This is a genomic window from Burkholderia sp. JKS000303 (assembly GCF_002563755.1).
In the GTDB taxonomy this organism is placed as follows: domain Bacteria; phylum Pseudomonadota; class Gammaproteobacteria; order Burkholderiales; family Burkholderiaceae; genus Burkholderia; species Burkholderia anthina_B.
The window spans coordinates 3,527,290-3,551,724 of the sequence record NZ_PDBZ01000001.1 but is presented as its reverse complement, the minus strand read 5'-3'; the positions used below and the strand labels follow the sequence as shown (position 1 = coordinate 3,551,724).

Sequence of the window (24,435 nt, the reverse complement as noted above, 5' to 3'; positions counted from 1 at the left end):
GTGTACGTGCGGCCGCTGCATGCCGGCGTCCGGCGCCCCGCGTCACGCCGGTGCGTGAAAGGCCGCCACCCGGTTCCGGCCGTTCGCCTTCGCGTAGTACAGCGCCTCGTCGGCGGCCTTGATCACGGCTTCGGCTTGCGCATCGTGCTCGGGCGTCCAGCTCGCCAGGCCGATACTGGCGGTGACGTGCCCGTATTCGCTGCCGGCGTGCTCGAGCGGCAGCCCGTCGATCGCCGCGCGAATGCGTTCGGCGATCTGGGCGGCGCCCGTCTCGGAAGTATCCGGGAGCAGCACGACGAATTCCTCGCCGCCGTAGCGGGCCGCAGTATCGGCCGGCCGGCGGATGTTGTCGCCGATACAGCGTGCCACCGCCGCCAGTGCGTCGTCGCCCGCCTGGTGGCCGTAGGTATCGTTATAGGCCTTGAAGCGGTCGACATCGACGAACAGCAAAGAGAAAACCGATCGCGCTCGCCGCGCACGACGCCATTCGCGATCCAGCACTTCCGCGAAGCTGCGGCGATTGTTCAGGCCGGTGAGGCCGTCGGTGCGCGCGAGCAGCACGAGTTCCGACTCGGCGCGCATGCGGCGCCGCAATTGCGTGCCGAGCATGATGGACACCGCGATGAACGCGGCGCCGAACGTCGCTACCAGCGCGCCGATCGTGGTGGCCCGGTGCCGCCACGCGGCGTAGATGTCCGGCTCCGCTTCCGCGACCATGATCATCAGCGGCAGCTTCGGCAAGTGTCTGAAGTAGTAGAGACGACGCACGCCGTCGAGCGACGAGGTTTCCGAAAACACCCCCTCCCGCGCGGCCTGGAACCGCCGGAAGGTCGCGGCCTGACTGATGTCGCGACCGATGGTGTGGACGTCGTACGGCTGGCGCATCACCATCACGCCGTCGTTGCCGATCAGCGAGATCGAACCGTGCTGTCCGAGCGACAGGCCGGCAAACAGTTGATGGAAATATTCGAGGTTGACCGCGATGAGCACGACGCCGGCGAACGAGCCGTCCGGGTTCGAGATCCGCCGCGTGAGGCCGACGCTGAGCGAGCCCCCGCGCAGACGCGACGGGAACGGGTCGCTGACGTAGAGCCCGACATTCGGATCGTCGCGGTGGACGGTGAAGTACTTGCGATCGGCGAAATTGCCGTGGCGCGGCACGTCGTTGGCCGAATCGAGGACGATGTTGCCGCCGGCATCGAGCACCAGCATCGAGCCGAGAAATTGTGCGGTCATCGCGTTGTCGAACAGCACGGCACGCCGCAAGCCCGGCGGCGCATTCATCACGTCGGGACGTCGAAGCCCCTGGATGACCGCCTGTAGCGACGGGTCGTAGAGTTCGAAGTTGCGCTGGATGTCGCGCTCGGCGATCAGGCCGAGATTGCGGGAGGTTTCGCTCGCCCGCTCGAGCGCGTCGTTGCGGCTCTGGAACAGTTGCAGCACGCACAGACCCATCAATGCACAAGCGACCACGATGCCGATCACGACGATGGTATAGGGAGCCGCAGACCTGGATTGCATGTGTCTCCTCGGTGACCAAGCTTGTGTGCGGGTGCACGATGCGACTACTGGATACTAAAAAACAGAGGGGGCATATCAAGCGGGGGCTGCCTGGTCATGGCGCGACATCGGGATGTCGATACCGGGTCGTTCGCGCCCGACCAGATCGAGTCGGTCAAGTCCGTGCAGCGGCCAGCGCGTTGCCGAAATGCTCCACGGCGCCGTCGAAGCGCGCCGCGCCCACGTCGAAGACCCAGCGGCGCAGTGACGGGGGCGCAGCAAGACCGCGCTCCGCGAGCCGATACCGGGTGTCGATCGCGGCCACCACGGCGCTCACCATGGCTTGCGGCATGCCTGCGGTGGCCGCGGTCGTCAGCCCGCCGTCGAGTACGCTCGGCGCAAAGGCTGCGCTTTCGACGCCGTGATGCATCGCCGTCCGCGCGGCCGTGGCGGCGGCATCCGCGGTTCTTTCGATCGTCCAGCTTGCCGGATCACCGAGTCCGACCAGCAGTATGGTGCGCGCGGCAATGCCGGCGGGCGGGAGGTCGATCAACAGCGTTTCCATCGGCGCGGCAAGAAAATGACCTTCGCGCCGCAGGTCGGTGAGCGCACCCAAGAGGGCGACGTCGAGATGGTGGAGTCCGCCCGTCGGACCGTCGGCCGTCGCCTCGTGGGCGAACATGCAGCCGCAGGAGAGATCGACTTGTGCGCCGACGCCATCCCATGCTGCGACCTCGAAGGACACATCCCGCCAACTACCGATGATCTGTCGAGGAACCATATCGTCTCTCCCGTAAGGTCGGCCTGCTCGGTCCAACTATCTCGCAACCCGCACAAATCTGCGGCCGCGATGCGTGTGCCAAACGCCCACAATCTACTCGCCATCGTTTGCGGACGTGTCGCCGACCCACAGGTCGGGTCAAGCGTAGCGGCAAGAATCATTCTTGCACATGCCGGCGGCCCTTTGGGACTGAACACCCCATCGACGCGTCACGACATGATTCCGCAGTCCGCATCCAGCGACAGAACTGCACGCCGAGCATGATGGAACGCGATCAATGCGGCGCCGAACGTCGCCCCACATGCGCTCATGGCCGTGGCCCAGTGCCGCGCCCGACACCATCAATGTCCGGATCCGGGATCCTCGCCGACTGAATCACGACCAGCGTATCGCCCGCCTCGATCCGGCACGGCGGATCCTCGTAAAACGACAGAATCTTCCCGCAGCGATCGAGCCCGACGACGATCGCGCCGGGCACGACGTTCGTCATGCAGCCGATCTCGTGCGGCAGTGCCTCACGTTCCAGTAGCGTCGCCCGCCCGCGCGTCGACAGCATGTCGTTCACGAACGGCACGATGTAGCGGCTATGCACCGCATCCGCGAGCAGCAGCGCGCCGATCTTCGTCGACGACACGATCACGTCGGCACCGGCCTGCCGCAGTTGTCGCTGATACAGGTTCTCCTGGATGCGCACGACGATCTTCGTCTCGGGCGCGATGCTGCGCACCGACAGCGTCAGCAGGATCGCGGTCGGATCGTCGGTCACCGAGATGATCACGGCCTTCGCCGAGCGCACCTGCGCCTGCTGCAGCAGATCCTCATGTGCGGGATCGCCGAGCAGCCCGGTTACGCCGAGCGACGTCGCGGCCTCGAGCGCCTGCTGCTGCGCATCGATCACGATGATCGTCGACGGATCGACGCCGCTTTCGAGCAGCTCGCGTACGGCGATCGATCCCGACAGGCCGTAACCGCACACCACGATGTGATCGGACAGTTGCTTCTGCAAGCGTTTCATGCGGAATTCCTCGATGACGCGCTGGATCACGAATTGATAGGCCGTGCCCAGGAAGATGAACCAGATGCCGATGCGGATCGGCACGATGAAGAACGCGTCGATCAGACGCGCGCGCGCCGTGACCGGCACGATATCGCCGTAGCCGACCGTCGCGACCGTGACCATCGTGAAGTACACGAGATCGGCGACGTTCATCGGCGTGCTCTTGGTGGAATCGCGCAGCCCGTCGCGGTCGAGATACAGCACGAGGAACGCGAGCATGCACAGCAGCACGACCGCGCCGAGACGGAACAGCAGCGTCCGGCGCGGCGACGTCGCGGGACGGGTGAACAGCGTGCGCGTGCGCGGCGCCTGCCACGGGTCACGGGCGCGACGCAGGCGCGAACGCAACGAGCGGCGCTGGGAAGGCGTTGCCAACGAGGATTCTCCTGAACGATGCGAGCTCGATTCTACGACGGGAACATGCGGGCGTCGGCGTTACAGCATGCTGCGCGGCCGAACCATCGTGCCGTCGACGAAACGCTGCGCACGGAACGCCGAAAGATCGAGCGACGGTGCGCCGGTGTCGACCCATTCGGCCAGCAGCCGGCCGACGATCGGCCCCATCGCGAAGCCATGCCCGCAGAACCCGGTCGCGATCGCGAGCCCGGACGGCGTGCCGGGCGCATCGATCACCGGAATGCCGTCGGGCAGCACGTCGATCAGGCCGGCCCACGCCTCGACGATCTGCGCATCCTTCAGCGCGGGGAAGATCGCCTTGAGCTTCGCGAGCGCGCGCGGCGCATGCGCGCGATTCGGCTGCGGCTGCGGATCGCGCGGCTCGATCGGGTCGACCCGGCCGCCGATGCGCGCGCAGGCATCGCGCCACGCCGCCGTATTCAGATGCAAACGGAATTTCTCGCGCTGCGACCAGAACTCCGGCCAGAACAGGCTCAACCCGCGCAAGTGGCCGAGCGTCATGTCGACATCGACCTGCATGTCGTCGGCGAGATTGATCGCGCCGCTCTTGCGTTGCCGGATGCCGAGCCCATGCCCCCAGATCGTCGACGCGGACACGTCGGGCAGCACGTTGGTGCGCATGCAGGTGCCGCGCACGGCCTGCTGCGGCAGCCGGATGCCGACGCCGTCGAGCAACCGGAAGCTGGTCGCGCCGGCCGCGCAGATCACGCGCCGCGTGCGGATCGTGCCGCGCTCGGTCGCGACGCCGACGACCGCGCCGCCGGCCGTCTCGATCGCCGTCACGCCGCAGCCTTCGAAGAAGCGCGCGCCGGCTTCGATCGCGCGCGCCGCGAACGCGGCGGCTACACGGCGCGGCTCGGCCTGCCCGTCGGTTGCGGTGTACAGCCCGCCGAGCGTGCGCGCCTGCGTCGACAGGCCGCTCACGCGCGCGTCGATTTCCGCACGCGTGAGCGTGCGCGTGTCGAGCCCGTGTTCGCGTGCGACGGCGAGCCATGCCTGGAACGATGACCAGTCGTCTTCGTTGCCGGCCATGTACAGGCAGCCGCCCTGCCGCCATTCGAGATCGAAGCCGAGCGCCTGCTCGAGCCCTTCCCAGATCCGCATGCCGGCCATCATCAGCGGCACTTCGGCGGACTCGCGGCCCTGCTGGCGCACGAACCCCCATGCGCGGGTCGATTGCTGGCCGGCGATGCGCGACTTGTCGAGCACGACGGCCTTCAGGCCGCGCAGCCCGAGGTAGTACGCGGCCGCGCAACCCATGATGCCGGCCCCGGCGATCACGATGTCGGCTTCGGCCGGAAACGCCGTATCGGCGTGGCTCAATGCATCATGCAACGGATAGGTTGTCGTCATTGTTCTCTGTTGGCGTCGATACGCCCGGCGCAGGCATCGACATACGCGATGACGAGCGCCGAGTGATGCTGTCCTGTCCCGGATTTTCGCGGAAAACGTCCGAACGGGTCGGCGAGCGATCGGGTCGGCCTGTCGCGGCACCGGCACCGGCATCCGACAGCGGTCATGTTTGCCCGCCGGCCGTCCCCATTTTTTCGCCTTGACGGGGCTATCTTACCGCGCGGCAAACTGTATATCCATACAGTATCTCCGCAGTAGAAATGATCCTCCCCCCATTCGATCCCTCGAAGCTGAACGACCTCACCGAATGGTGGACGAAGTGCAGCTATGCCGACGTCCGGCGCCTGATCCTCGAAGTGCAGCACCTGCGCCTGACGTTGTGGGAGTTGAAGTCCCACGTCGCCGATGCATCGCGCCGGATCCGCGTGCTCGACCCGGACATGCTCGCGCACGGCCCCGCGCTTCGGCTACCTGCTCGAAAAGGAGATCGAACGCGCGAATCCGATCGGCCGCACGCGCGACGTGCATGCACCGTTTTCGGACGAATGGCGCGCCCGCGAAGCGCTGCGCTGTGCACGCCGCCCGAACCCGCTGAACCGGGCACGCTGCCGTGCACGATTCCGGAATTCCAGCGCGTCACCTGGGCCGAGCTTCGCGATCGCTGGCGTCATCCGGGCGACAGGAAGTCGACGCGCCAGAACGTCGAACAACGGATGGTGCTCGAGATTGCCCGCCAGCGATCCGTGATCCTCGCGCGCGCGAGGAAACTGGTCGACGCCGCGATCACCGAAGCGGCAGCGGCAGGAAAGCAACTGTTCGCGCTCGATCAACTCAAGCGGCTCTTGTCCGTCGAGCGCGAAGACGGCGAGCCGTTCACGTACATGCCGCCATGAGGCGATTGGCGCGCTCGCAACACGCGTGTCGGTCGCAAGGGAAATCGTCGGATTGCTTTCGCAATCGTCATGATGCTGACGGGACGATTCGTGAATCGCACCCTCCTTCGATGCTTCGCGACGGCATCGAAACCGGCACGCATGTCGGTTCGTTATCCGACACATCTGCACGTCATCGGAACGTAACGCTCACCGACATACCATCGCTATCGATTCGCGCAATGCGTGCGCGCTCTTTCGCCACGCCCGGGAACAAATCATGCTCCCCGCACAAAGAAGTGGAACCAATTTATTTTCTTTGACGGATTGCGTATTACCGGCGAATATTCGCGTCGATCTACCGGTTAGTACTTCTAAAAACATAAAAAATACGCTGCTCGCCATGTAACGAGGACCTTACGTTGCTTCGCCAACTGATACTTGATCGAAGGGGTAGAAATGATGCCGTTGTCCCAGGATGTGAGCATCAAAAAGACCGTTGCCGTATCGAAAGCATCAACGCCGTCTCCCGTTTTCTGGAAGTCGGATCCGCTGGTCGCAACACCGCCGCCGGAACCGAAGTCTGCAACGCCCGATCTACGCGATTTCTTCGCCGCGGCTGCGCTGCAAGGGTTGCTGTCACGCGACGCCGGCCGCAACGTGTCGACGATCGCCGACTACGAATCCAGGCGCGCGGTCAGCGCCTATCGTTTCGCCGACGAAATGTTGAAGGCGCGATGAACGGGCACGCCCGCCGGACCAGCCCGGCCCACGCGGGCTCGTCGTCATCCGGCCTTCGTCATCGCACACCCCGCCCGTAACCGCTGCCCTTCTTGCCCGCCTGAACGATGCGGCGATCCTGGTTCAATTCCCGCTCAGGTGCGGCACCATCGCTCCAAGCGACTGCACAAGCAAAACGACATTCAGCGCACCGATGACGACGGTCGCGCCGATCGCCGCCCGACGCGTCGTGCGCGTGCTCGCGAATTCGCCCATGACGTCCCGGCGGCTCGTGAAGTAAACCAGCGCAAGCATCGGCACGGGCAAGACGAACGACAACACGACCTGGCTAATGACGAGCGCCTGCATGGAATCGACGCCGAGCCCGACCACGATGAACGCCGGCACCATCGTGACGAGCCGGCGCACCCAGACGGGAATCCGGAAGCCGACGAAGCCCTGCATGATCATCTGCCCGGCCATCGTGCCGACGACGGAACTCGAGATGCCCGAGCTCATCAGCGACACGAGGAAGAACACGGCCGCGGCTGCGCCGAGCAACGGCGTCAGCGTCCGGTATGCCGTTTCGATTTCGGCGACATCGCGATAGCCGGCATGAAACGCCGCGCTCGCCATCACGACCATCGCCATGTTGACCGCGCCGGCAACGGATAGCGCGGCGATCACTTCGCGGTTGGAGAAGCGCAGCATCATCCGACGCTGTTCGACATCGAGCCCCGACACACGTCGCTGCGTGAGGCCGGAGTGCAGATACAGCGCATGCGGCATGATCGTCGCACCGACGATCCCGACGGACACCGTGAGCGCCTCGCCGCGAGGCCATTCCGGCACGACCGCATGCAGCCCGACTTCCGCCCACGCGACCGGCGCAATGAACATCTCGGCGAGATAGCAGAGGCCGATCACGCCGACGAGCACGCCCACGGCGATCTCCATCGGCCGGAAGCCGTTCCGGTCGGCCAGCAGGATGCCGTAGGTGACGAGCGCCATCACGAACATCCCGGGGAGCGTCGGCAGCTTGAACAACAACGACAGCGCGATCGCGCCGCCGAGAAACTCCGCGAGTTCGGTTGCCATCGCCGCAAGCTCGCTGACGATCCACATCGCGACGACCACTCGCCGCGGGAAATGGGCGCGGCACAGTTCCGCGAGATTGCGGCCGGTGACGATGCCGAGTTTCGCGGACAGCGCCTGGAACAGCATCGCGATGACGTTCGCCAGCAGCACGACCCAGAGCAGCGAGTAGCCGAACTGCGCGCCGGCCCGGATGTTCGTCGCGAAGTTGCCGGGGTCCATATACGCGACCGACGCGATGATCGCCGGCCCCGCGAACAGAAGTGCCGCGCGCACGCCGTGTCGTCGGCCTGCGAAGACGTCGCGCATACCGGTCGCGGTACGCTCGGTCAGCGCGTTCCTGTCGCACGTCGCCATTTGCCCTCCTTCGAGAAACCGGATCCGGACGGACTCCGGCATCCGACTCGGCCCGAACGGCACCCGCCTGAAAATCCGGCGGCAGCTGCCGTCGATTACGACACGTCGTTTCGATCGGCCGGTGCATGCCTTCATCGCATACGGTCGCGTTTTCGCCCCTATATCCGACTGCATGCTGGATGAATCGCCGGCCTCTTGCGTGCTGTTTCCGCAATCGAGATTGCTCGCGTCACGGCGTGCGGTCAACACGCGGAGCCGGTTGATGCGCATGCGGTGCGCAATCGACGGCACATGCATCGTCAGGACAGCCGCCGGGCGCCGCTCGCACCCGCGAAGCATCAGGCGTGCCTGATGTCGTCGTCCGTTTGCGACCGGCTAGGTGCCGGACGCGAGATCGGTTCGTCCCGTTTCGGCACGGCGAATGTCGCGCAAATTCGCGGGTCGACGCGATGCTGAACCTCGGCGCAAAGGATGAGTTTGCCGAAGCCGTCGACGAACAGGCCGGGCTATACCGCCGGTTGCGCGATGCGCACACAACGGAAAAACAAGCACCGACGATCACGATAGGCGAACGCACCTCGCCCGAGAATCGGACGAAGCAGTAGAAGAAGCAAAGGTGTGGTTGGAAACGACGCGGGTCTGCGCCAGGACTACCCCGGCACAACCGCCGCCAATCAGTAGACGTAACGCGTTCGAGTGCCGACCGCGCGACCGAACGGTTGAAGCCTCGCAAGCTGTTCGACCGACATCGTGACGACTTCGAGAACATGTCGGACGATTTCGTCGTGCCCCATGCCGGCATGGAGGTACTGCTCGATGCTCATCGTGCGGGGCGGATAGCAGCCCGACTCTCCGTCGACGATGTGAATCCTGACGGATCGATTCTCGGGCGACAACACGACCTGGACAGTTTTACCGTGAACGACGGCCTGCATGCACAAGGTGGACATTCACCGTCTCCAGTTGGGTTGCCTTGACACGACCAGTACCTCACAACGTGAGGCATTAATCTACAAAGTTCTCTCGGCATTGGCAACTGTTGCGCATCAATTCGAATCGGTCGGCATCACTACCGGCTGGACGCGCCATCTTTCACGCTGCCAGCCATCGACCGGGAAACTGCGATCGCTGCACCGCACGGACGCGAACGCACGCGAACGCCGCGCCACGCGTTGGCGCGTCGGTCGCTTTGCTTGCTTCAGATGAATGGGGACGTCGGCGGATCAACGCACGCCGTCTCGCCGGTCGATCCAGCGCCCGCATTGCGCGGGCATGCGACGCGCTACGCGTAGCGGCTCAGCCACTCTTCGGAGAATTTTTGCGCATAGGTGACGGCTTCGGCTTCGGTGTCGAATTCGCCCAGATTGCGGAACGCCGCCTCGCGGCTGAAACCCAGCTTCGTGACCTCGACCTGGGCGGCGTACTTGCCGTCCGCCGTCATGCGCGGCTCGCAGTTCATCTCGTAGCCGCGCATCACAAATTTCTTCTGCATCGGTTCAACATATTTTTTTGAGACAGGGAATCGTAGCATGCGGGCGCTGTGCGTTCGAGTTCGCCGATAAATGTATCTGCGTCAGTTTCACTAGAGGAAACCATCTATCCCCTCCGGATGCCCTGTGCAGAATTGTCGACTGCGACGGCCGCGATGCCGGCGTCGTGCCGCGGCGACACGCCCACGTCTGGTGCATCGCGTCCCTGCTGCGGTGCATTACATGCCGAGCCACGTGGAATACGCGTGCGGCAAACCCGAATCCGCGCCTGAGGGTTTTCAACGCATTTTCTGCACTCGCCCCACAGCTGAGATCAGACGTAACGTCAAGACACACCTTTCACACAAACGCACTTTTCGCCGCATGGAATGACGGCCATTTTGCGGTAAAGTTATCTTTTCCGCGCGTGGCCGGTCGGCTCGCCACTGGACGTCGTCAAGACTGTCCGCCGAGACTGCCGCAAGGCGTCATTCTGAACGTCACGATCCGTTCCCCTAGCATGACCACTGAAGCAATCACCACGGATTCCCTCGCGGTTGCCGAGCGCGTGCGCGAGCTGATGAGCCGTAACGGCATCGGCAAACGCCAGCAAACGACCGAGCTGTGCCGCATCCTCGACCTGAGTTTTTCGCAGGGCCATCGCAAACTGCGTGGCAGCAGCCCCTGGACCCTCGCGCAGATCAAGAAAGTCGCTGAAGCCTACGGCGAACCCGCCGCCCAGCTGTTCGGCGCGCAGGCGCTCGACCCCGGCATGGTCGGCGCCTATTCGCAAGAGGCCATCCTGTATGCCGGCGTCGCCGAAATTCCGTGCACAGCATGGATCGGCGCGCCGCTCGAAGCCGGTGCACGCCCCGAGTTCGTCGCGTACGAACAGAACGGTCGCTGGCGCGTGCTGCGCCATACCGGCGTGCTGTACCAGAACGCGTACGACGTGCACAAGATCGAGATCTATCCGCGCCGCGCCGAGAGCGACAAGCTCGTCGTCGCGGTGATCGATCCCGATCGCGTCAGCGCGACCGAGCTGTGCCGTTATCTCGAACGGCAGGGTTTCGCGACCGCCGCGTTCGACGGCCTTGCGCCGTTCGTCGACGCACTGCAGGGCCAGGCGTTCGACGCCGTCGTCACCGAATGGCTGTTCGACGACAGCACCGCCGCGACCGCGATCAAGGCCGTGCGCACGTCCGACAATCCGGGCGCGCCGATCTTCGTGCTGACGGGCGACCTGCTGACAGGCCGCGCAAGCGAAGCCGACATCAGCGAAGTGATTCGCGCGTTCGACGTCGTCTGCTACGAAAAACCCGCACGCATGGCGATCCTCAGCGCCGATCTCGCGAAACGGCTCGCGCGCGGGTAATTCGCGGCCGTCGGCCGCAACCGCCCCTCTTCCGAACGGCCAACGTCCGTGCAGCACGGCGGTCGCAAACAGGTTCCTCAGTACAATAGCCGGACCTGTTCACGTCCTTATCGGCATCCGCCGCCCGAGCTCATGGCCCGCCTCATTCCCGACGACTGGAAAAGCCTCGCCGCCACCGGCGCGGCCGAACGCGAGCGCGAGACGCTCGCGGCCCTCGAACATGCGCTGCCGGACAGCTACACCGTCTATCACGGCGTGCACTGGACGCGTGCCGATCAGGGCTTCTCGGTGTTCGGCGAAGCGGCGTTCGTCGTCGTGAGCCCGGCCGGCCGCGTGCTGCTGATCGAGCAGAAGGCCGGTTTCCTGCGCGAAACGCCGAAGGGGCTCGTGAAGGTCTACCTGCAGAAGGAGCGCAACGTCCCGATCCAGCTCGCGCGTACGCAGGAGACGCTGCACCGGCGCCTGACCGCCGCGCTCGGCGCGGGCGTCTACGGCGTCGAGGCGCTGCTGTACTGCCCCGACTACTCGATCCGCGAGACGGCGATCGCCGGCGTCGCGGCCGACCGCATCGTCGACGCATCGCGCAAGGCGCAGCTCGCGCAGGTGATCCTGCAGATCCTGCCGGAACACGACGAGCCATTGCCGAACGCATCGAAGCTGCATCATTTCCTCGCGGACGAGCTGGCGCTCACGCCCGACACGAGCGCACTCGTCGGTCAGGCCGGCACGCTCGTCACGCGGCTGTCCGGCGGGCTCGCCGCGTGGGCGCGCCAGCTCGAATTCACGCCGTTCCGGTTGCGCGTGACGGGCACCGCGGGTTCGGGCAAGACGCAGCTTGCGGTGCAGGCGATGCGCGACGCGATCGCGGCCGACAAGCGGGTGCTCTACGTGTGTTTCAACCGGCCGCTTGCCGACTACATCGCACGCATCGCGCCGGCCGGCGCGAAGATCGCGAACTACCATCAGCTGTGCGACTGGGTTGCGCGCGACGGCGGCTATACGCCCGACTTCACCGTGCCCGGCGCGTTCGAGCGGCTCGAGGCGCGCTTCGCGGAAGCGCCGATTCCGGAACACTGGCGCTTCGATGTCCTGATCGTCGACGAAGGACAGGATTTCCACGCGCCGTGGGCAGCGGCACTGGAGCGCCTGCTCGCGCCGGACGGCGCATGGTGGTGGCTCGAAGATCCGCTGCAGAACCTCTACCTGCGCGAGCCCGTCGCGCTGCCCGGCTGGGTCATGCTGAAAGCGCTGACGAACTACCGCAGCCCGCGCGATCTGCTCGAATTCGTGCGCGATGTCGTCGGTCGCATCGAGCCGCTTGCGGCCGAACTGCGCTCCGGCAGCCCGTTCGACGGTTCCGATCCGTCGGTGTCGTCATACGGGGAAGATGGCGCATCGGGCGACGCGCTCGCCGAAGCCTGCATCGACGCGACCAAGCGCGCGATCACGCATGCGCTGTCGCTCGGGTTTCGCAAACAGGACATCGCGGTGCTGTCGTATCGCGGCCGCGAAAGCTCGGTGCTCGCGTCGCTCGACCAGCTCGGCCCGCACCGGATCAAGCACTTCACGGGCAAGTACGACCTGTTCGGCAACCCGGAATATCGCGAAGGCGACGTGCTGCTCGATTCGATCTACCGCTTCAAGGGACAGTCCGCGCCGTGCGTGATCCTCACCGAGATCGACTTCGAGACGCTCGATGCGCGCGCGGCGCGCAAGCTGTTCGTCGGTGCGACGCGCGCGACGATGAAGCTGCTGCTCGTCGCGTCGTCGCGGGCGGCCGCGCAGCTTGCGGACGGTTGACGGAGCGGGACGACTCGTCCGCCACGAGGGCAAACTTCAGCATGATGTTCATTGAAACAATCCGGCACATTTCCTTCTGCCCGCGCCCCTTATCCACTCGCCTTTCGGCCTGTTCCGGCAACACCTGATGGTTCATCCGCTTGCAGCCTGCCATTACGATGGCCGGCCATTCGTTGCAAGCGGAATATTCGATGGCCGACGTCAAGAAGGCGCCTTACTACAAGCCGCAGAAGGGGTTGTTCGGATCGGAGTTGAAGGAATACAAGGGAGCCGAAGGATGCATCCCGCTGGATACTCAAAAAAGCGTGTCATTCGACCGGCCGGCTCCGGGGGCGAAGCCGCCGCCCGCTCCTCCCGAACCGGTTTCTCGCGCGCCAAAAAACCCGCCGCAAAGTGCGGCTCCTCGGCCGCTGCCGAAAACCGATCCGGCAATAGCGAAAGAATCGCCAACGCAACCGGAGTCGGAAGTATGCGAAAACCCGCCGCCTTTCGACCTCCAGGATGTGCCGGTTGCGATGGACAATTTAGGCTGGAAGGTTTCTGCCAGACTGGCGCGAATGTGGTTTGCGGGTGCGGCGCATACGTACAATGACGACCCAACGTCACCCCAACCATTGAATGACGACAATATCACACTCGATTGGACGCTGAAGTTCGGTAGCATCCGGAGGAAATTCGAACACCTCCTTGCGAACGGCATTTATAGCCGGCGATCCGTAGAAACAGCGACAAATATCATCAGACCTTTCGTAAAAAATCTCTTTCTCGAAAGAAGTTCTACATTTAATTTCAACACCTCACGACTCACCCGTGACTTGCTCAAATTCCATAACGATTGGCAATTTCAACTACTGCCAATAAAAAACTGGGAAACCTTGGAAAATTTCACCCCCACGGATCTCACCGGGGCACTGGCCAACTTCAACATCTATATCGCCATAGGGAATGTTGAAATCTCCAATGAAAAATACTTCAAGTACGATAAATCAGGAAATTTCTACTGCATCAATGCCTCCGGGAAAATCACGCACATCTATGCCTACGTGAAAGACAACTACTCATTCAACGGGAAGCAGTATTTGGGACATTGGAACAGACATGGAGTCATCATTGCACCCGGCTCGCTGCTCGCCGGTTCCAGCTCGCCTAAGCACGATTCCGATATCGACATTTGGTCGAAAAGCATCAGCAAACCCGTAGACACCCGAAAAGGCTTATTCAGAAAACTCAGAAAGTCCGACATCTACTTTCCAGTCTACAACGCTGACTACGTCCGCTGGCGAGAGCGGCATCAACGCGGCAAGGACTTCATGATATATTCAAAGCCCGTCTATCTGAAGCTGAAAAAACCGATCGAGATCAATCTTGGCGAGATATGCAGATTAGAACCATCAGATACATTGGCCTAGCCATTATCATCTACATTGGCATCGGCTTGGTCATCCACCTTAATCGTCCAGCCTATGGGCGCTGCGATTTTTATGATCGCCCCGAAACGTTAGACGGCGGCATAAAAAACATGAATGGGGTTCCATATCGGTTCGCGATATGCGGCACCGGGGGAAATGATCAGGACGGAACGAATGACAAAATTGAATTGAGGGTTTTCAGCGATAAAGGCGAACTCCTGGCCAGACGATACTTCTCCGTAAACTGGTACCACGGAAAGAGTTTTCATCAGCCCTTGAATTACGAGGGCAACGTGGTTCGCTACGTCGACTTCACCGATGAGTCGAACCACGACAAATACCTGACAATTCCACCAAGCAAGTGGGATTGGTTTCGTGCCAGGTTGCCTTTGTTCTGAGCGTGTCGACGGAAACATGCTCCGCGACGAGTTGGTCGATGCATGGACATTGACCGGTTCGGAAAGCCTTGCGGACGATACAAACCGTCTCGATCGAATCATCGCGACAGCATGGGCCAATGCTTGCGGTAACGTGCATCGCAGGCGGCACACCCGATCAACGACGACGACGCCCCCATCATCACTCAAGCCACCTGAAACGCCCCCACCGCCCGACGCAGCCCTTCCGCCTGTTCCTCGAGCGACGCCGCAGCCGCGGCCGCCTGCTCGACCAGCGCCGCGTTCTGCTGCGACACCTGATCCATCTGCGACACCGCGCGGTTCACCTGTTCGATCCCGTCGCGCTGCTCGTTCGACGCGGCGGCGATCTCGGTCATGATGCCCGTCACGCGGCCGATCGCCTGCTGGATATCCTGCATCGTGTCACCGGCCACGCCGACGAGCCGCGAACCCGTCGCAACGCGTTCCACCGATTCGCCGATCAGCGTGCGAATTTCCTTCGCGGCGGATGCCGAACGCTGCGCGAGCGTGCGCACCTCGCCCGCGACCACCGCGAAGCCGCGGCCCTGCTCGCCGGCGCGCGCGGCTTCGACCGCCGCGTTCAGCGCAAGGATGTTGGTCTGGAATGCTATGCCCTCGATCGTGCCGATGATGTCGGCAACCTTCTGCGAACTCTGGTCGATCTCGTTCATCGTGCCGATCACTTCGCCGACGACCGTCGCGCCGCGCGTCGCGATCTCGCTCGCGTCGTCCGCGCAGGCCTGCGCTTCGATCGCATGATCGGCGTTCTGCTTCACGGTCGCCGTCAGCTGCTCCATGCTCGCGGCCGTTTCCTGCAACGCCGAAGCCTGTTCCTCGGTGCGCTGCGACAGGTCGGTGTTGCCCGCGGCGATCTGGTGCGTCGCGGTCGAAATGGCCTCGGAGCCCTGCGTCACCTGACGCACGGTATCAGCGAGGCTGCGCTGCATGCCGGTCACGCCCCTGACCAGTTCGGCCATTTCGTCGCGCGACGACCAGCGCACTTCCGACGTCAGATCGCCTTCGGACAGCCGGCGGAAATGCGAGAGCAGCCGGTTCACCGGTTGCGTAATCGCGAAATGCAGCCCGACCGCGCAACCCAGGCACGCGGCGAGGCCGAACGCAATGCCGGCGATCGCACCCGCGCGCATCCAGCCGTAGTACATCTGCGCGGTGTCGTAGACATCCTTGCCGCGCTCGGCCTGGTACGTATCGAGCGCATCGGTCGCCTCCGTGAGCGCGACCGACAGCGGCGGCGCAACCGTCATCAACAAGCGGTCTGCGTCGTCACGGTGCCCGTCTCGGATCGCGTCGATCAGCGGCTTCAACGCCTGCCCGATCAGCGCCTGGCGCGCGGTATCGAGCCGGCTCGCGAGCGCCCCCTCGTCGCCCTCGTGCGGCAGCGCCGCGTACGTGCGCCACGCGGCGTCGGCCTTTGCGAGATAGCGCTCGGCCTTCTTGACGAGATCGGGCACTTCCGGTGCGTCCGGATGCAGCAGCACGCGATCGAGCGTCGTCCGCACGATCGTCAGGTTCAGGCTCGCGGCCGACAGCGCGGTCTTCGCGGCCAGTTGCTGCGTATAGGCCTGGTCGAGCGCGCGATTCGAACTCTGCATGCCGACGAGGCCGATCAGCCCCGACACGACGAGCAGCACGGCGACGAGACCGAGCGTGGAGAAAATCCGCGTACGGATGGAGAAACGGGAAAACAGGGCATTCAGGTTCATGACGGCACGTGAGCGATGAAAAGTATGGCGGCAATCGGTCCGCGGCACTCTGGATTACGGTTTGCCTGCAAAAAACTTGAGTCCAGCCCCCTTTCAGCGTGATCCGGATCAAATTCCCTCGCCGCAACCTCCTGTTACCAATGCAACAAATCGAGCCCCGGCAGAAATTGACCAGTCAATGAATTCCCTCTATATTTCGGTCAATTCCCTGCCATGGCAGATATCTCGATGAGAACCCATACCCTTGTTGCTCCGCTGACTGCCGAAGCGGCCCGCCGCGACGCGCCGACCGGGCTGATCATCGCCGCGCTGTTGCTCGTGATGCTGCTGTCTGCGCTCGACCAGACGATCGTGTCGACCGCGCTGCCGACGATCGTCGGCGAGCTCGGCGGCCTCGACCAGTTGTCGTGGGTCGTCACCGCGTACCTGCTTTCGTCGACGATCGTGCTGCCGCTGTACGGCAAGCTCGGCGACCTGTACGGCCGCAAGATCGTCTTGCAGGCCGCCATCGTCCTGTTTCTCGCCGGCTCCGCGCTGTGCGGCGTCGCGCAGGACATGACGCAGCTGATCGTGCTGCGCGCGCTGCAAGGGCTCGGCGGCGGCGGCCTGATGGTGGTCACGATGGCCGCGATCGGCGACCTGGTGCCGCCCGATCGCCGCGCGCGCTATCAGGGGATGTTCGGCGGCGTGTACGGCCTCGCGACGATCATCGGGCCGCTGCTTGGCGGCTTCCTGGTCGAACACCTGTCGTGGCGCTGGATCTTCACGATCAACCTGCCGCTCGGCTTTCTCGCGCTCGCGGTAATCGGCATCGCATTCCGGCCGCACACGGCGCACGTGAAGCACCGGATCGACTACATGGGCGCCGCGTTCCTCGCCACCGCGCTCACCTGCGTGATCCTGTTTACGAGCGAAGGCGGTTCGCTGCTGCCGTGGTCGTCGCCGCAGCTGTGGATGACGCTGGTGCTCGGCCTGGTCGCGATCGGCGGCTTCATCTATGAAGAACGCCTCGCGGCCGAGCCGATCATGCCGCTCGAGCTGTTCCGTCAGCGCACGTTCGTGCTGATGGGCCTGATCGGCTTCGTCGTCGGCATCGCGCTGTTCGGCTCGGTCACGTTCATTCCGCTGTATCTGCAGGTCGTGAAGGGCTCGACGCCGTCGCAGGCCGGGATGCAGTTGCTGCCGATGATGGGCGGGATGCTCGCGATGTCGGTGCTCAGCGGCCGGCTGATCTCGCGGCTCGGCACGTATCGCCCGTTTCCGATCGCAGGGACGCTGATCGGCGGCGTCGCGATGGCGCTGCTGTCGACGCTGTCGCTCGACACGCCGCTGCACACGATGTACGCGTACATGGCGCTGCTCGGCATCGGGCTCGGCATGGTGATGCCGGTGCTGACGCTCGCCGTGCAGAACACGGTCGAATTCCGCCACATGGGCGTCGCGACGTCGGGCGTCACGCTGTTCCGCTCGATCGGCGGCTCGATCGGCGTCGCCGCGTTCGGCGCGCTGTTCTCGCACGGGCTCGAATCGCGGGTGATGCAGGCGCTGCCGGCCGGCACGGAATTGCCGCCCGCGCTCGGCCCGGCCGCCGTGCACCAGTTGCCGGATGCCGTGCGCGATGGCTACCTGCACGCGTTCGCCGGGTCGCTCCATGTGGTGTATCTCGCGGCGGCCGCCGTGATCGCGATCGCGTTCGTGCTCGCGTGGTTCGTCGAAAGCGCGCCGCTGCGCACGCATCATTGAGCGACGTTGAGGCCGCGTCGCCGCGGTCTCCTGCGAAGCCGCGGCGTGCTGCGCCCGTCACGGCACCAGTACCACCGCCCCCGTCGTCTTGCGCGACTCCAGCAGCCGGTGCGCATCGGCCGCCTGCGCCAGCGGCAGCCGCGCGCCGATCTCCACATGCATCCCGCCCGCGAGCCGGTCGAGCGTCGCGCGCGCCGCTTCCCGATACCCGGCGACGTCGCGCGCGATGAAGCCGAGCACGCTCGGCCGCGCGAGCGCGATCGAGCGGGCCGGCCCGAGTTCGTCGAGATCGATCGTGTGCCGCGCACCAATTGCGGCGACCTGCCCGATGCTCGCGACCATGCCGAACGGCCGCACCGCGCCGAGCGTACGCGTCAGCACGTCGCCGCCGATCCCGTCGATCGCATAGTCGACGCCCGCGCCGCCGCCGAACGCGCGCGCCGCCGCGACGAAATCCGCCTCGCGATAGTCGATCACCGCATCGGCGCCCTGCGCGCGCACCAGCGCGACCTTCGCGGCCGAGCCGACCGTGCCGATCACCCGTGCGCCGAGCGAGCGCGCCCACTGCGTCGCCAGCAGCCCGACGCCGCCGGCCGCCGCATGCACGAGCACGGTCTCGCCTGCACCGACCTGCCGCACGCGGTGCAGCAGCATGTAGACGGTGATCCCTTTCAGCAGCGCGGCGGCGGCCGCGTCGTCGCTCACGCCGTCGGGCACCGGCACCACGCGTTCGGCAGGCAGCGTGCGCACGCTCGCATAGCTGCCGGTCGGCAATCCCGCATACGCGACCCGTTGCCCCGGAACGAGATCCGTCACGCCAGGCCCGACCGCGTCGACCACGCCGGCCGCTTCGACGCCGAGCGCGTCCGGCAGCGCCGGCAGCGGATGCGCGCCCGTCCGGAAATAGATATCGACGAAATTCACGCCGACGGCGGTCTGGCGAATCCGCACCTCGCCGGCACCCGGCAGCCCCACGGGCGCGTCGACGCGGCGCAGCACGCCGGCGTCGCCGTAGCGGTCGATCCCGATCCGGGTGGCAGTCACAGTCTGGGTCATGACGTTCCTCGCAATCAAATAAAGTGACACGATCATCCCATCGTGCATAATCAATCAGAATTCCCGCCACACGCCCACTTACTGTGCAAAATTCGACCGACCCAGATCCCGTTGCGGCATCGCCATCGCCGATGAGCTGGGACGACTTGCGCTATTTCCTCGCGGTGATGCGCGGCGGCAGCCTGTCGGCCGCCGCGCGGGCGCTGCAGGTTCAGCATTCGACGGTCGCGCGGCGCATCGACGCGCTGGAGTCCGCGCTCGGCATCCGGCTGTTCGACCGCTTGCCGCGCGGCTGGCCGCCGACCGACGAAGGGCTGCAACTCGCCGAACATGCGGCGCGCGTCGAAGCCGACGTGCATGCATTCGCGCGGGCCGCCCAGGGCGCGGCGACGCTCGACGGCGTCGTGCGCGTGTCGGCGTCGCCGGTGTTCGCGAGCCACTTCCTCGCGCCGCGGCTCGCCCGCGCGCAGCGTGCATGGCCCGCGCTGCGGATCGACCTGATGGGCGAGATGCACGCGGCGAACCTGTATGCGCGCGAAGCGGACCTCGCGGTGCGCCTGTCGCGGCCGAGCGAGCCGGGGCTGGCCGCGCGCCGGCTCGGCACGATGCGCTTCGCGCTGTGCGCGTCGCCCGACTGGGCCGCCGCACCGCCCGACACCTGGGCGTTTCTCGGCTACGACGACGCGCTCGCGCAAATGCCGCAGCAGCAGTGGCTCGAACGCTTTGCAGCCGGCCGCCGTTTCGCGTTCATCGCGAACGATCTGGCCGCGTTGCATCGTGCGTGCGTGGCCGGCGCGGGCATCGCGTTGCTGCCGCGCTTTCTCGTCGACGATCGGGCGCTGGACACGGATGAGAACGCGAATACGGGCGTCCCCGCCACCGTCGCTGCGTCGTCGGCGCCCGCGCCGCTCGTCGAGTTGACCGCCGCGCCGCACTGCGATGTCGAGCGCGAGATCTGGCTGGTCGTCCACCCGGACGTACGCCGGTCGCCGCGCGTGCAACGCGTCGCCGACGCGATCGCGGACGCGGTTCGCGCGGCGGACGGCCACCTGTAGGCGCGCCGCCACCTTTACCGCGTGGCCCGGCGGCCGGCATAGTAGCGATTTCGTCCGTCCGCTCCGCCACCATGTCCGCCGCCCCTGCTCCCGCCTGTGTCGTCCGCGCCGCGACCGATGCCGATCTCGACGCCATTCACGCGATCTACGCGCACCACGTGCGCCACAGCGTCGCGTCGTTCGAGGAAATCCCGCCCGGTGTCGACGAATTGCGCGCGCGCCGCGACGCGGTGCTGCGTCACGGGCTGCCGTATCTCGTCGCCGAATGCGACGGCCGCGTGGCCGGCTACGCATATGCGACGCCGTACCGCCCGCGCAGCGCGTACCGCTACACGATCGAGGATTCGATCTACATCGACGACACACAACGCGGACGCGGCGTCGGCCGCGCGCTGCTCGCCGCGCTGATCGCCCGGTGCGAGGCCGGCCCGTGGCGGCAGATGATCGCGGTGATCGCCGACGGCGGCACCGGCGGCTCGACGTCGCTGCACCGCGCGTTCGGTTTCGAGCCAGCAGGCGTGCTGAAGGCGGTCGGTTTCAAGCATGGCCGCTGGATCGATTCCGCGCTGATGCAGCGCACGCTGGGCGACGGCTCGCGGTCGCTCCCCGCCTCGCCCGAGCCTGTCGCGTCGCGCTAGAATGGCCGCATGTCAAAACAGACTCCAACTCATACCGACGAGGCCGCTGCGGATTCCCGCAACGAGTACACGGTCGACGAACTCGCGCGCGTGTCCGACACGACCGTGCGCAACGTCCGTGCATACCAGGATCGCGGGCTGCTCGCGCCGCCCGAAAAGCGCGGGCGCGTCGGCATCTACGACGACACGCACGTCGCGCGGCTGAAGTTGATCAACCATCTGCTCGCACGCGGCTACACGCTGTCGAACATCCAGGATCTGATCATGGCGATCGACGAAGGTCACGACCTGCGCTCGATCCTCGGCCTGGAAAACGCGATCGGCGGCCGCTGGTCGCACGAGTTGCCGAAAACCTATTCGCTCGCCGCGCTCGCGCAGATGTTCGGCCCGCAGACGGCGTCGCAACTGTCGCGCGTGACCGAACTCGGGTTGCTCGAACGCCGTGGCCTGTCGTTCGTCGCGAAGAGCCCCGCGCTGCTCGAAGCGGCCGCCGCGATGACGAAGGAAGGCATCCCGCCGCGCGAACTGCTCGACGTGATCAGCCTCGCACGGCCGCACTTCGACGCGATCGCGCGGCTGCTCGTCGATCTCGTCGTGAAACGGCTCGACCGCTACGACGAAGGCACGCTGCCGCCGGTCAACGACGTGCCCGCGCTCGTCGATGCGATCTGGCGGCTGCGCCCGCTCGCGGCCGTGTTCGTAGAGGGCGAGACGAACCGTGCGCTCGAGACCGCGGCCAGCGCCTATCTCGGCGGCCGCGTCGCGACGATTCTCGACAAGAAGCTAAGCGACGAGGCCGCACGACTGTCCGGCACGCCGGCGCCGAAAGACGACGAACGCTGAGCACGACACCACCGCGTTCACAAGCGCCGCGACGTCACGCTCACGCACACGCACACGCACTGCTCAGGAAAAAGCCGGCGGCATGCCATGCCCGCCGGCTTTTTCCTTTTTCGATCCCGCCGCGCACTAGAAGGGTTCGCCGGTTTTCACCCACCCGTTCTTCCGGATAATGGCCTGCAGCCGCGCCCCCGACGGCGCGTCGGTCCACCGCAGACAACAACAAACCGGAGACACCCGCCTTGATCGCCATGCTTCCCGCCACCTATCGCCGGCTCTGGCCGCTCGCCGTCGCCGCCGCGTTGCTGTACGGACTGTCGCTCGCGGCCGCCCCCTATCCCGGCCAGGCGGCCGCGAAGGCGGCAATGGGGATCCTGCTGCTCGCGGCCGGCAGCACCTGCTCGGCAGCGCGCGAACGCACGTGGCTGTGCGCGGCGCTCGCCACGGCCGTGCTCGGCGACGTGCTGCTCGCGCTGCCTGACTGGCCGCTGTCGTTCGTGCTCGGTCTCGGCGCGTTCCTGCTCACGCACCTGTGCTACTGCGCGATCTTCGTGCGCTGGCGCGCGCGGCCGCACGGCTGGCGCATCGTCGCGCTGATCGCGCTGTGGATCGCCGCGCCGGCGTTCTACGCAGCGTTCCTGCCGCACCTGGGCGAACTGCTCGTGCCGGTCGCCGTCTACATGCTCGTGCTGTGCGCAATGGCGAGCTTCGCGCTCGCGGCCCGCACACGCGGCCCGCTGGTCGCCGTCGGCAGCCTGATCTTCGTCGGTTCCGACACGCTGATCGGCGTCGGCCGCTTTCTCGGCGGCTTTCCCGGCATCGACTACCTGATCTGGGGGCTCTACGCGCTCGCACAGGTCACGATCGTGGCCGGGGTTTTCCATGAGACGGCCGCCCGCTCGATCCGTCCCTGATTGTGTTTCAAACAGGCCGCCGCATGCCGGCGGCCTCGCTCACTACCTCCCACGCCCTGCCGACGGCCGTTTCCGCGCATCCCTCGATGCGCGAACCGAACCGTTCCAAACCCCGCTCAGCCTTTTCCCGCGCGGCTTCCGGCCCTTAGAGCGCCGCTTCTAGCCTCTTGCGGTTTCCGGGTTCACCCACTATCGTTACATCAAACAATGTAACATTCGAAAATGAGCCAAATCGGAGACACCCGGATGAATGCTCGCACGTTGCCTTTCGGCCCGCCCGGCCACGACGGCCTGGACGAAACCACCGACATCGCCATCATCGGCACCGGCTTCGCCGGTCTCGGGATGGCCATTCGCCTGCGGCAAACAGGCGTCACCGACTTCGTCGTCCTCGAAAAGGCGGCGTCGGTCGGCGGCACGTGGCGCGACAATCATTACCCCGGGTGTGCATGCGACGTGCAATCGCACGTCTATTCGTTCTCGTTCGCGCCGAACCCGCGCTGGACGCGCATGTTCGCGCCGCAGCCGGAAATCCGCGCGTATCTGGAAGACTGCGTGCAGCGCTTCGGCGTCGGCCCGCACCTGCGCCTGAATCACGAGCTGCAGCGCGCCGAATACGACGAGGCCGCGCAGCGCTGGCGCCTTGCGTTCGCGAACGGCAAGCGGCTGTCGGCGCGCGTGCTGGTGTCGGGGATGGGCGGCCTGTCGCGCGCCGCGCTGCCGGCGATTCCCGGCGTCGAAACCTTCCAGGGCCGCGCGTTCCATTCGCAGCAGTGGGATCACGACTACGCGCTCGAAGGCAAGCGCGTCGCGGTGATCGGCACCGGCGCGAGCGCGATCCAGTTCGTGCCGCAGATCGCGCCGCGCGTGAAGGAACTCGCGCTGTTCCAGCGCACGCCGCCGTGGATCATGCCGAAGCCGGACCGCAACCTGAGCGGCATCGAGAAGTGGCTGTTCCGCGCGCTGCCGTTCACGCAGAAGGCCGTGCGCAGCGGCATCTACTGGATGCTCGAATCGCGCGTGCTCGGCTTCGCGATCCATCCCGGGCTGATGAAGAACGTACAGAAGCTCGCGCTGCGCCATATCCGCAAGCAGGTCCCCGATCCGGAACTGCGCGCGGCCGTCACGCCGGACTACACGCTCGGCTGCAAGCGCGTGCTGATCTCGAACGACTACTACCCGGCGCTGTCGCGCAAGAACGTCGACGTGATCACGACCGGCATCGACCACATCGAAGCCGATGCGGTCGTGACGACCGACGGCAAGCGCCATGAAGTCGACTGTCTGATCTACGGCACGGGCTTCCAGGTCGCGGATCCGTATCCGCGCGGCGCGATCATCGGTCGCGGCGGGCTCGACATCGTCGATGCGTGGCGCGACGGCGCGCACGCGTATCTCGGCACGACGCTGCCGGGCTACCCGAACTTCTTCATGATCGTCGGCCCGAACACGGGCCTCGGTCACAACTCGATGGTGTTCATGATCGAGTCGCAGATCGAATACATCCTCGGCGCGCTGCAGGCGATGCACCACGAGCGCGCGGATGCGATCGAGGTGCGCCCGCTCGTCGAGGCGCAGTTCAACAGCGCGCTGCAAGGCAAGCTGAAGAAGGCGATCTGGTCGACCGGCGGCTGCAAGAGCTGGTATCTCGATCCGCGCACCGGCAAGAACACGACGCTGTGGCCGGGCTTCACGTGGCGCTTCCGCCAGGCGACCGCGCACTTCTCGATCGCCGATTACCACGCGTATCGCGCGCCGCACTACGACACGAGCGCGCGGCCCGTCGCCGCGCCCGCCGCTTCCGCTTCCATCGAAGCGGCCTGAGTCAGACAAGGAGTCAC

General features: G+C 65.5%; 21 protein-coding genes and 2 pseudogenes. 13 read left to right on the top strand and 10 right to left on the bottom strand.

Annotated features, from left to right (window positions below; translation table 11 throughout):
* Positions 1-42: 42 nt before the first annotated feature.
* The 4 genes from BX604_RS16830 to BX604_RS16815 form a co-directional block, all read right to left on the bottom strand.
* Positions 43-1,521, bottom strand: coding sequence for a sensor domain-containing diguanylate cyclase (locus BX604_RS16830; RefSeq protein WP_098551781.1), 1,479 nt, complete (start codon positions 1,519-1,521; stop codon positions 43-45).
* 154 nt (positions 1,522-1,675) lie between these two features.
* The gene (locus BX604_RS16825; protein WP_098551780.1) at positions 1,676-2,281 is read right to left on the bottom strand and encodes a M17 family peptidase N-terminal domain-containing protein; all 606 of its coding nucleotides are present in this window, start codon (positions 2,279-2,281) and stop codon (positions 1,676-1,678) included.
* A 307-nt stretch (positions 2,282-2,588) separates the two neighbouring features.
* On the bottom strand, positions 2,589-3,713 hold the full coding sequence (locus BX604_RS16820; RefSeq protein WP_098551779.1) for a potassium channel family protein: 1,125 nt from the start codon (positions 3,711-3,713) through the stop codon (positions 2,589-2,591).
* A 60-nt stretch (positions 3,714-3,773) separates the two neighbouring features.
* Positions 3,774-5,108, bottom strand: a complete 1,335-nt coding sequence (locus tag BX604_RS16815; protein ID WP_098551778.1) for an NAD(P)/FAD-dependent oxidoreductase — start codon at positions 5,106-5,108, stop codon at positions 3,774-3,776.
* Between the two features lie 260 nt (positions 5,109-5,368).
* Here BX604_RS16815 and BX604_RS16810 point away from each other — a divergent pair.
* Both BX604_RS16810 and BX604_RS16805 read left to right on the top strand, forming a co-directional pair.
* A pseudogene (locus tag BX604_RS16810) lies at positions 5,369-6,001 on the top strand (hypothetical protein).
* A 438-nt stretch (positions 6,002-6,439) separates the two neighbouring features.
* Complete coding sequence (locus tag BX604_RS16805) at positions 6,440-6,721, top strand: hypothetical protein (RefSeq protein ID WP_098551777.1); 282 nt, start codon at positions 6,440-6,442, stop codon at positions 6,719-6,721.
* Between the two features lie 123 nt (positions 6,722-6,844).
* On the opposite strand, the gene BX604_RS16800 is transcribed toward BX604_RS16805, so the two are convergent.
* A complete protein-coding gene (locus BX604_RS16800) occupies positions 6,845-8,152 on the bottom strand; it encodes an Nramp family divalent metal transporter (protein WP_098551776.1) in 1,308 nt (435 codons plus the stop codon).
* Between the two features lie 446 nt (positions 8,153-8,598).
* Between BX604_RS16800 and BX604_RS39995 the strand changes: the two are divergent.
* Positions 8,599-8,694 (top strand): annotated as a pseudogene (locus BX604_RS39995) (manganese catalase family protein); the annotation flags it as partial.
* Positions 8,695-8,826: 132 nt separating this feature from the next.
* Here BX604_RS39995 and BX604_RS16795 read toward each other — a convergent pair.
* Together BX604_RS16795 and BX604_RS16790 are read right to left on the bottom strand one after the other, a co-directional pair.
* On the bottom strand, positions 8,827-9,102 hold the full coding sequence (locus tag BX604_RS16795) for a hypothetical protein (protein WP_098551775.1): 276 nt from the start codon (positions 9,100-9,102) through the stop codon (positions 8,827-8,829).
* Positions 9,103-9,434: 332 nt separating this feature from the next.
* Positions 9,435-9,644 carry a hypothetical protein gene (locus BX604_RS16790; protein ID WP_098551774.1) on the bottom strand — a complete coding sequence of 70 codons (210 nt, stop codon included), beginning with the start codon at positions 9,642-9,644 and terminating at the stop codon, positions 9,435-9,437.
* Positions 9,645-10,141: 497 nt separating this feature from the next.
* Here BX604_RS16790 and BX604_RS16785 point away from each other — a divergent pair, with 497 nt between their 5' ends.
* The 4 genes from BX604_RS16785 (at position 10,142) to BX604_RS39630 (ending at position 14,603) form a co-directional block, all read left to right on the top strand.
* Entirely contained in the window at positions 10,142-10,996 is an 855-nt protein-coding gene (locus BX604_RS16785; protein ID WP_098551773.1) for a helix-turn-helix domain-containing protein, read from the top strand.
* A 132-nt stretch (positions 10,997-11,128) separates the two neighbouring features.
* Entirely contained in the window at positions 11,129-12,796 is a 1,668-nt protein-coding gene (locus BX604_RS16780; protein ID WP_098551772.1) for an ATP-binding domain-containing protein, read from the top strand.
* Between the two features lie 191 nt (positions 12,797-12,987).
* On the top strand, positions 12,988-14,205 hold the full coding sequence (locus tag BX604_RS16775; protein ID WP_179894818.1) for a DUF6402 family protein: 1,218 nt from the start codon (positions 12,988-12,990) through the stop codon (positions 14,203-14,205).
* The gene (locus BX604_RS39630) at positions 14,172-14,603 is read left to right on the top strand and encodes a hypothetical protein (RefSeq protein WP_257146345.1); all 432 of its coding nucleotides are present in this window, start codon (positions 14,172-14,174) and stop codon (positions 14,601-14,603) included. Before BX604_RS16775 ends, BX604_RS39630 begins: the two co-directional genes overlap by 34 nt.
* A 185-nt stretch (positions 14,604-14,788) precedes the next feature.
* On the opposite strand, the gene BX604_RS16765 is transcribed toward BX604_RS39630, so the two are convergent.
* On the bottom strand, positions 14,789-16,348 hold the full coding sequence (locus BX604_RS16765; protein WP_098551771.1) for a methyl-accepting chemotaxis protein: 1,560 nt from the start codon (positions 16,346-16,348) through the stop codon (positions 14,789-14,791).
* Between the two features lie 228 nt (positions 16,349-16,576).
* Between BX604_RS16765 and BX604_RS16760 the strand changes: the two genes are divergently transcribed.
* A complete protein-coding gene (locus BX604_RS16760; protein ID WP_098552926.1) occupies positions 16,577-18,091 on the top strand; it encodes an MDR family MFS transporter in 1,515 nt (504 codons plus the stop codon).
* Positions 18,092-18,148: 57 nt separating this feature from the next.
* Here the strand turns inward: BX604_RS16760 and BX604_RS16755 are convergent, their stop codons facing one another.
* Complete coding sequence (locus BX604_RS16755) at positions 18,149-19,147, bottom strand: quinone oxidoreductase family protein (RefSeq protein WP_098551770.1); 999 nt, start codon at positions 19,145-19,147, stop codon at positions 18,149-18,151.
* 131 nt (positions 19,148-19,278) lie between these two features.
* Between BX604_RS16755 and BX604_RS16750 the strand changes: the two genes are divergently transcribed.
* The 3 genes from BX604_RS16750 to BX604_RS16740 all read left to right on the top strand — a co-directional run bounded on the left by BX604_RS16750 (position 19,279) and on the right by BX604_RS16740 (position 21,683).
* The gene (locus BX604_RS16750; protein ID WP_098551769.1) at positions 19,279-20,202 is read left to right on the top strand and encodes a LysR family transcriptional regulator; all 924 of its coding nucleotides are present in this window, start codon (positions 19,279-19,281) and stop codon (positions 20,200-20,202) included.
* Positions 20,203-20,273: 71 nt separating this feature from the next.
* Positions 20,274-20,840 (top strand): GNAT family N-acetyltransferase, encoded by a 567-nt coding sequence (locus BX604_RS16745; protein WP_098551768.1) that lies wholly within the window; start codon positions 20,274-20,276, stop codon positions 20,838-20,840.
* Positions 20,841-20,849: 9 nt separating this feature from the next.
* Positions 20,850-21,683: a MerR family transcriptional regulator gene (locus BX604_RS16740; RefSeq protein WP_098551767.1), complete on the top strand. Its 834-nt coding sequence runs from the start codon at positions 20,850-20,852 to the stop codon at positions 21,681-21,683.
* A gap of 40 nt (positions 21,684-21,723) precedes the next feature.
* Here BX604_RS16740 and BX604_RS38415 read toward each other — a convergent pair whose 3' ends face one another.
* Positions 21,724-21,933, bottom strand: a complete 210-nt coding sequence (locus tag BX604_RS38415) for a hypothetical protein (RefSeq protein WP_143748052.1) — start codon at positions 21,931-21,933, stop codon at positions 21,724-21,726.
* On the opposite strand from BX604_RS38415, the gene BX604_RS16735 reads away from it, so the two are divergent.
* Both BX604_RS16735 and BX604_RS16730 read left to right on the top strand, forming a co-directional pair.
* A complete protein-coding gene (locus tag BX604_RS16735) occupies positions 21,923-22,594 on the top strand; it encodes a lysoplasmalogenase (protein WP_098551766.1) in 672 nt (223 codons plus the stop codon). The genes BX604_RS38415 and BX604_RS16735 overlap by 11 nt on opposite strands.
* A gap of 246 nt (positions 22,595-22,840) precedes the next feature.
* Entirely contained in the window at positions 22,841-24,418 is a 1,578-nt protein-coding gene (locus BX604_RS16730) for a flavin-containing monooxygenase (protein WP_098551765.1), read from the top strand.
* Positions 24,419-24,435 lie beyond the last annotated feature (17 nt).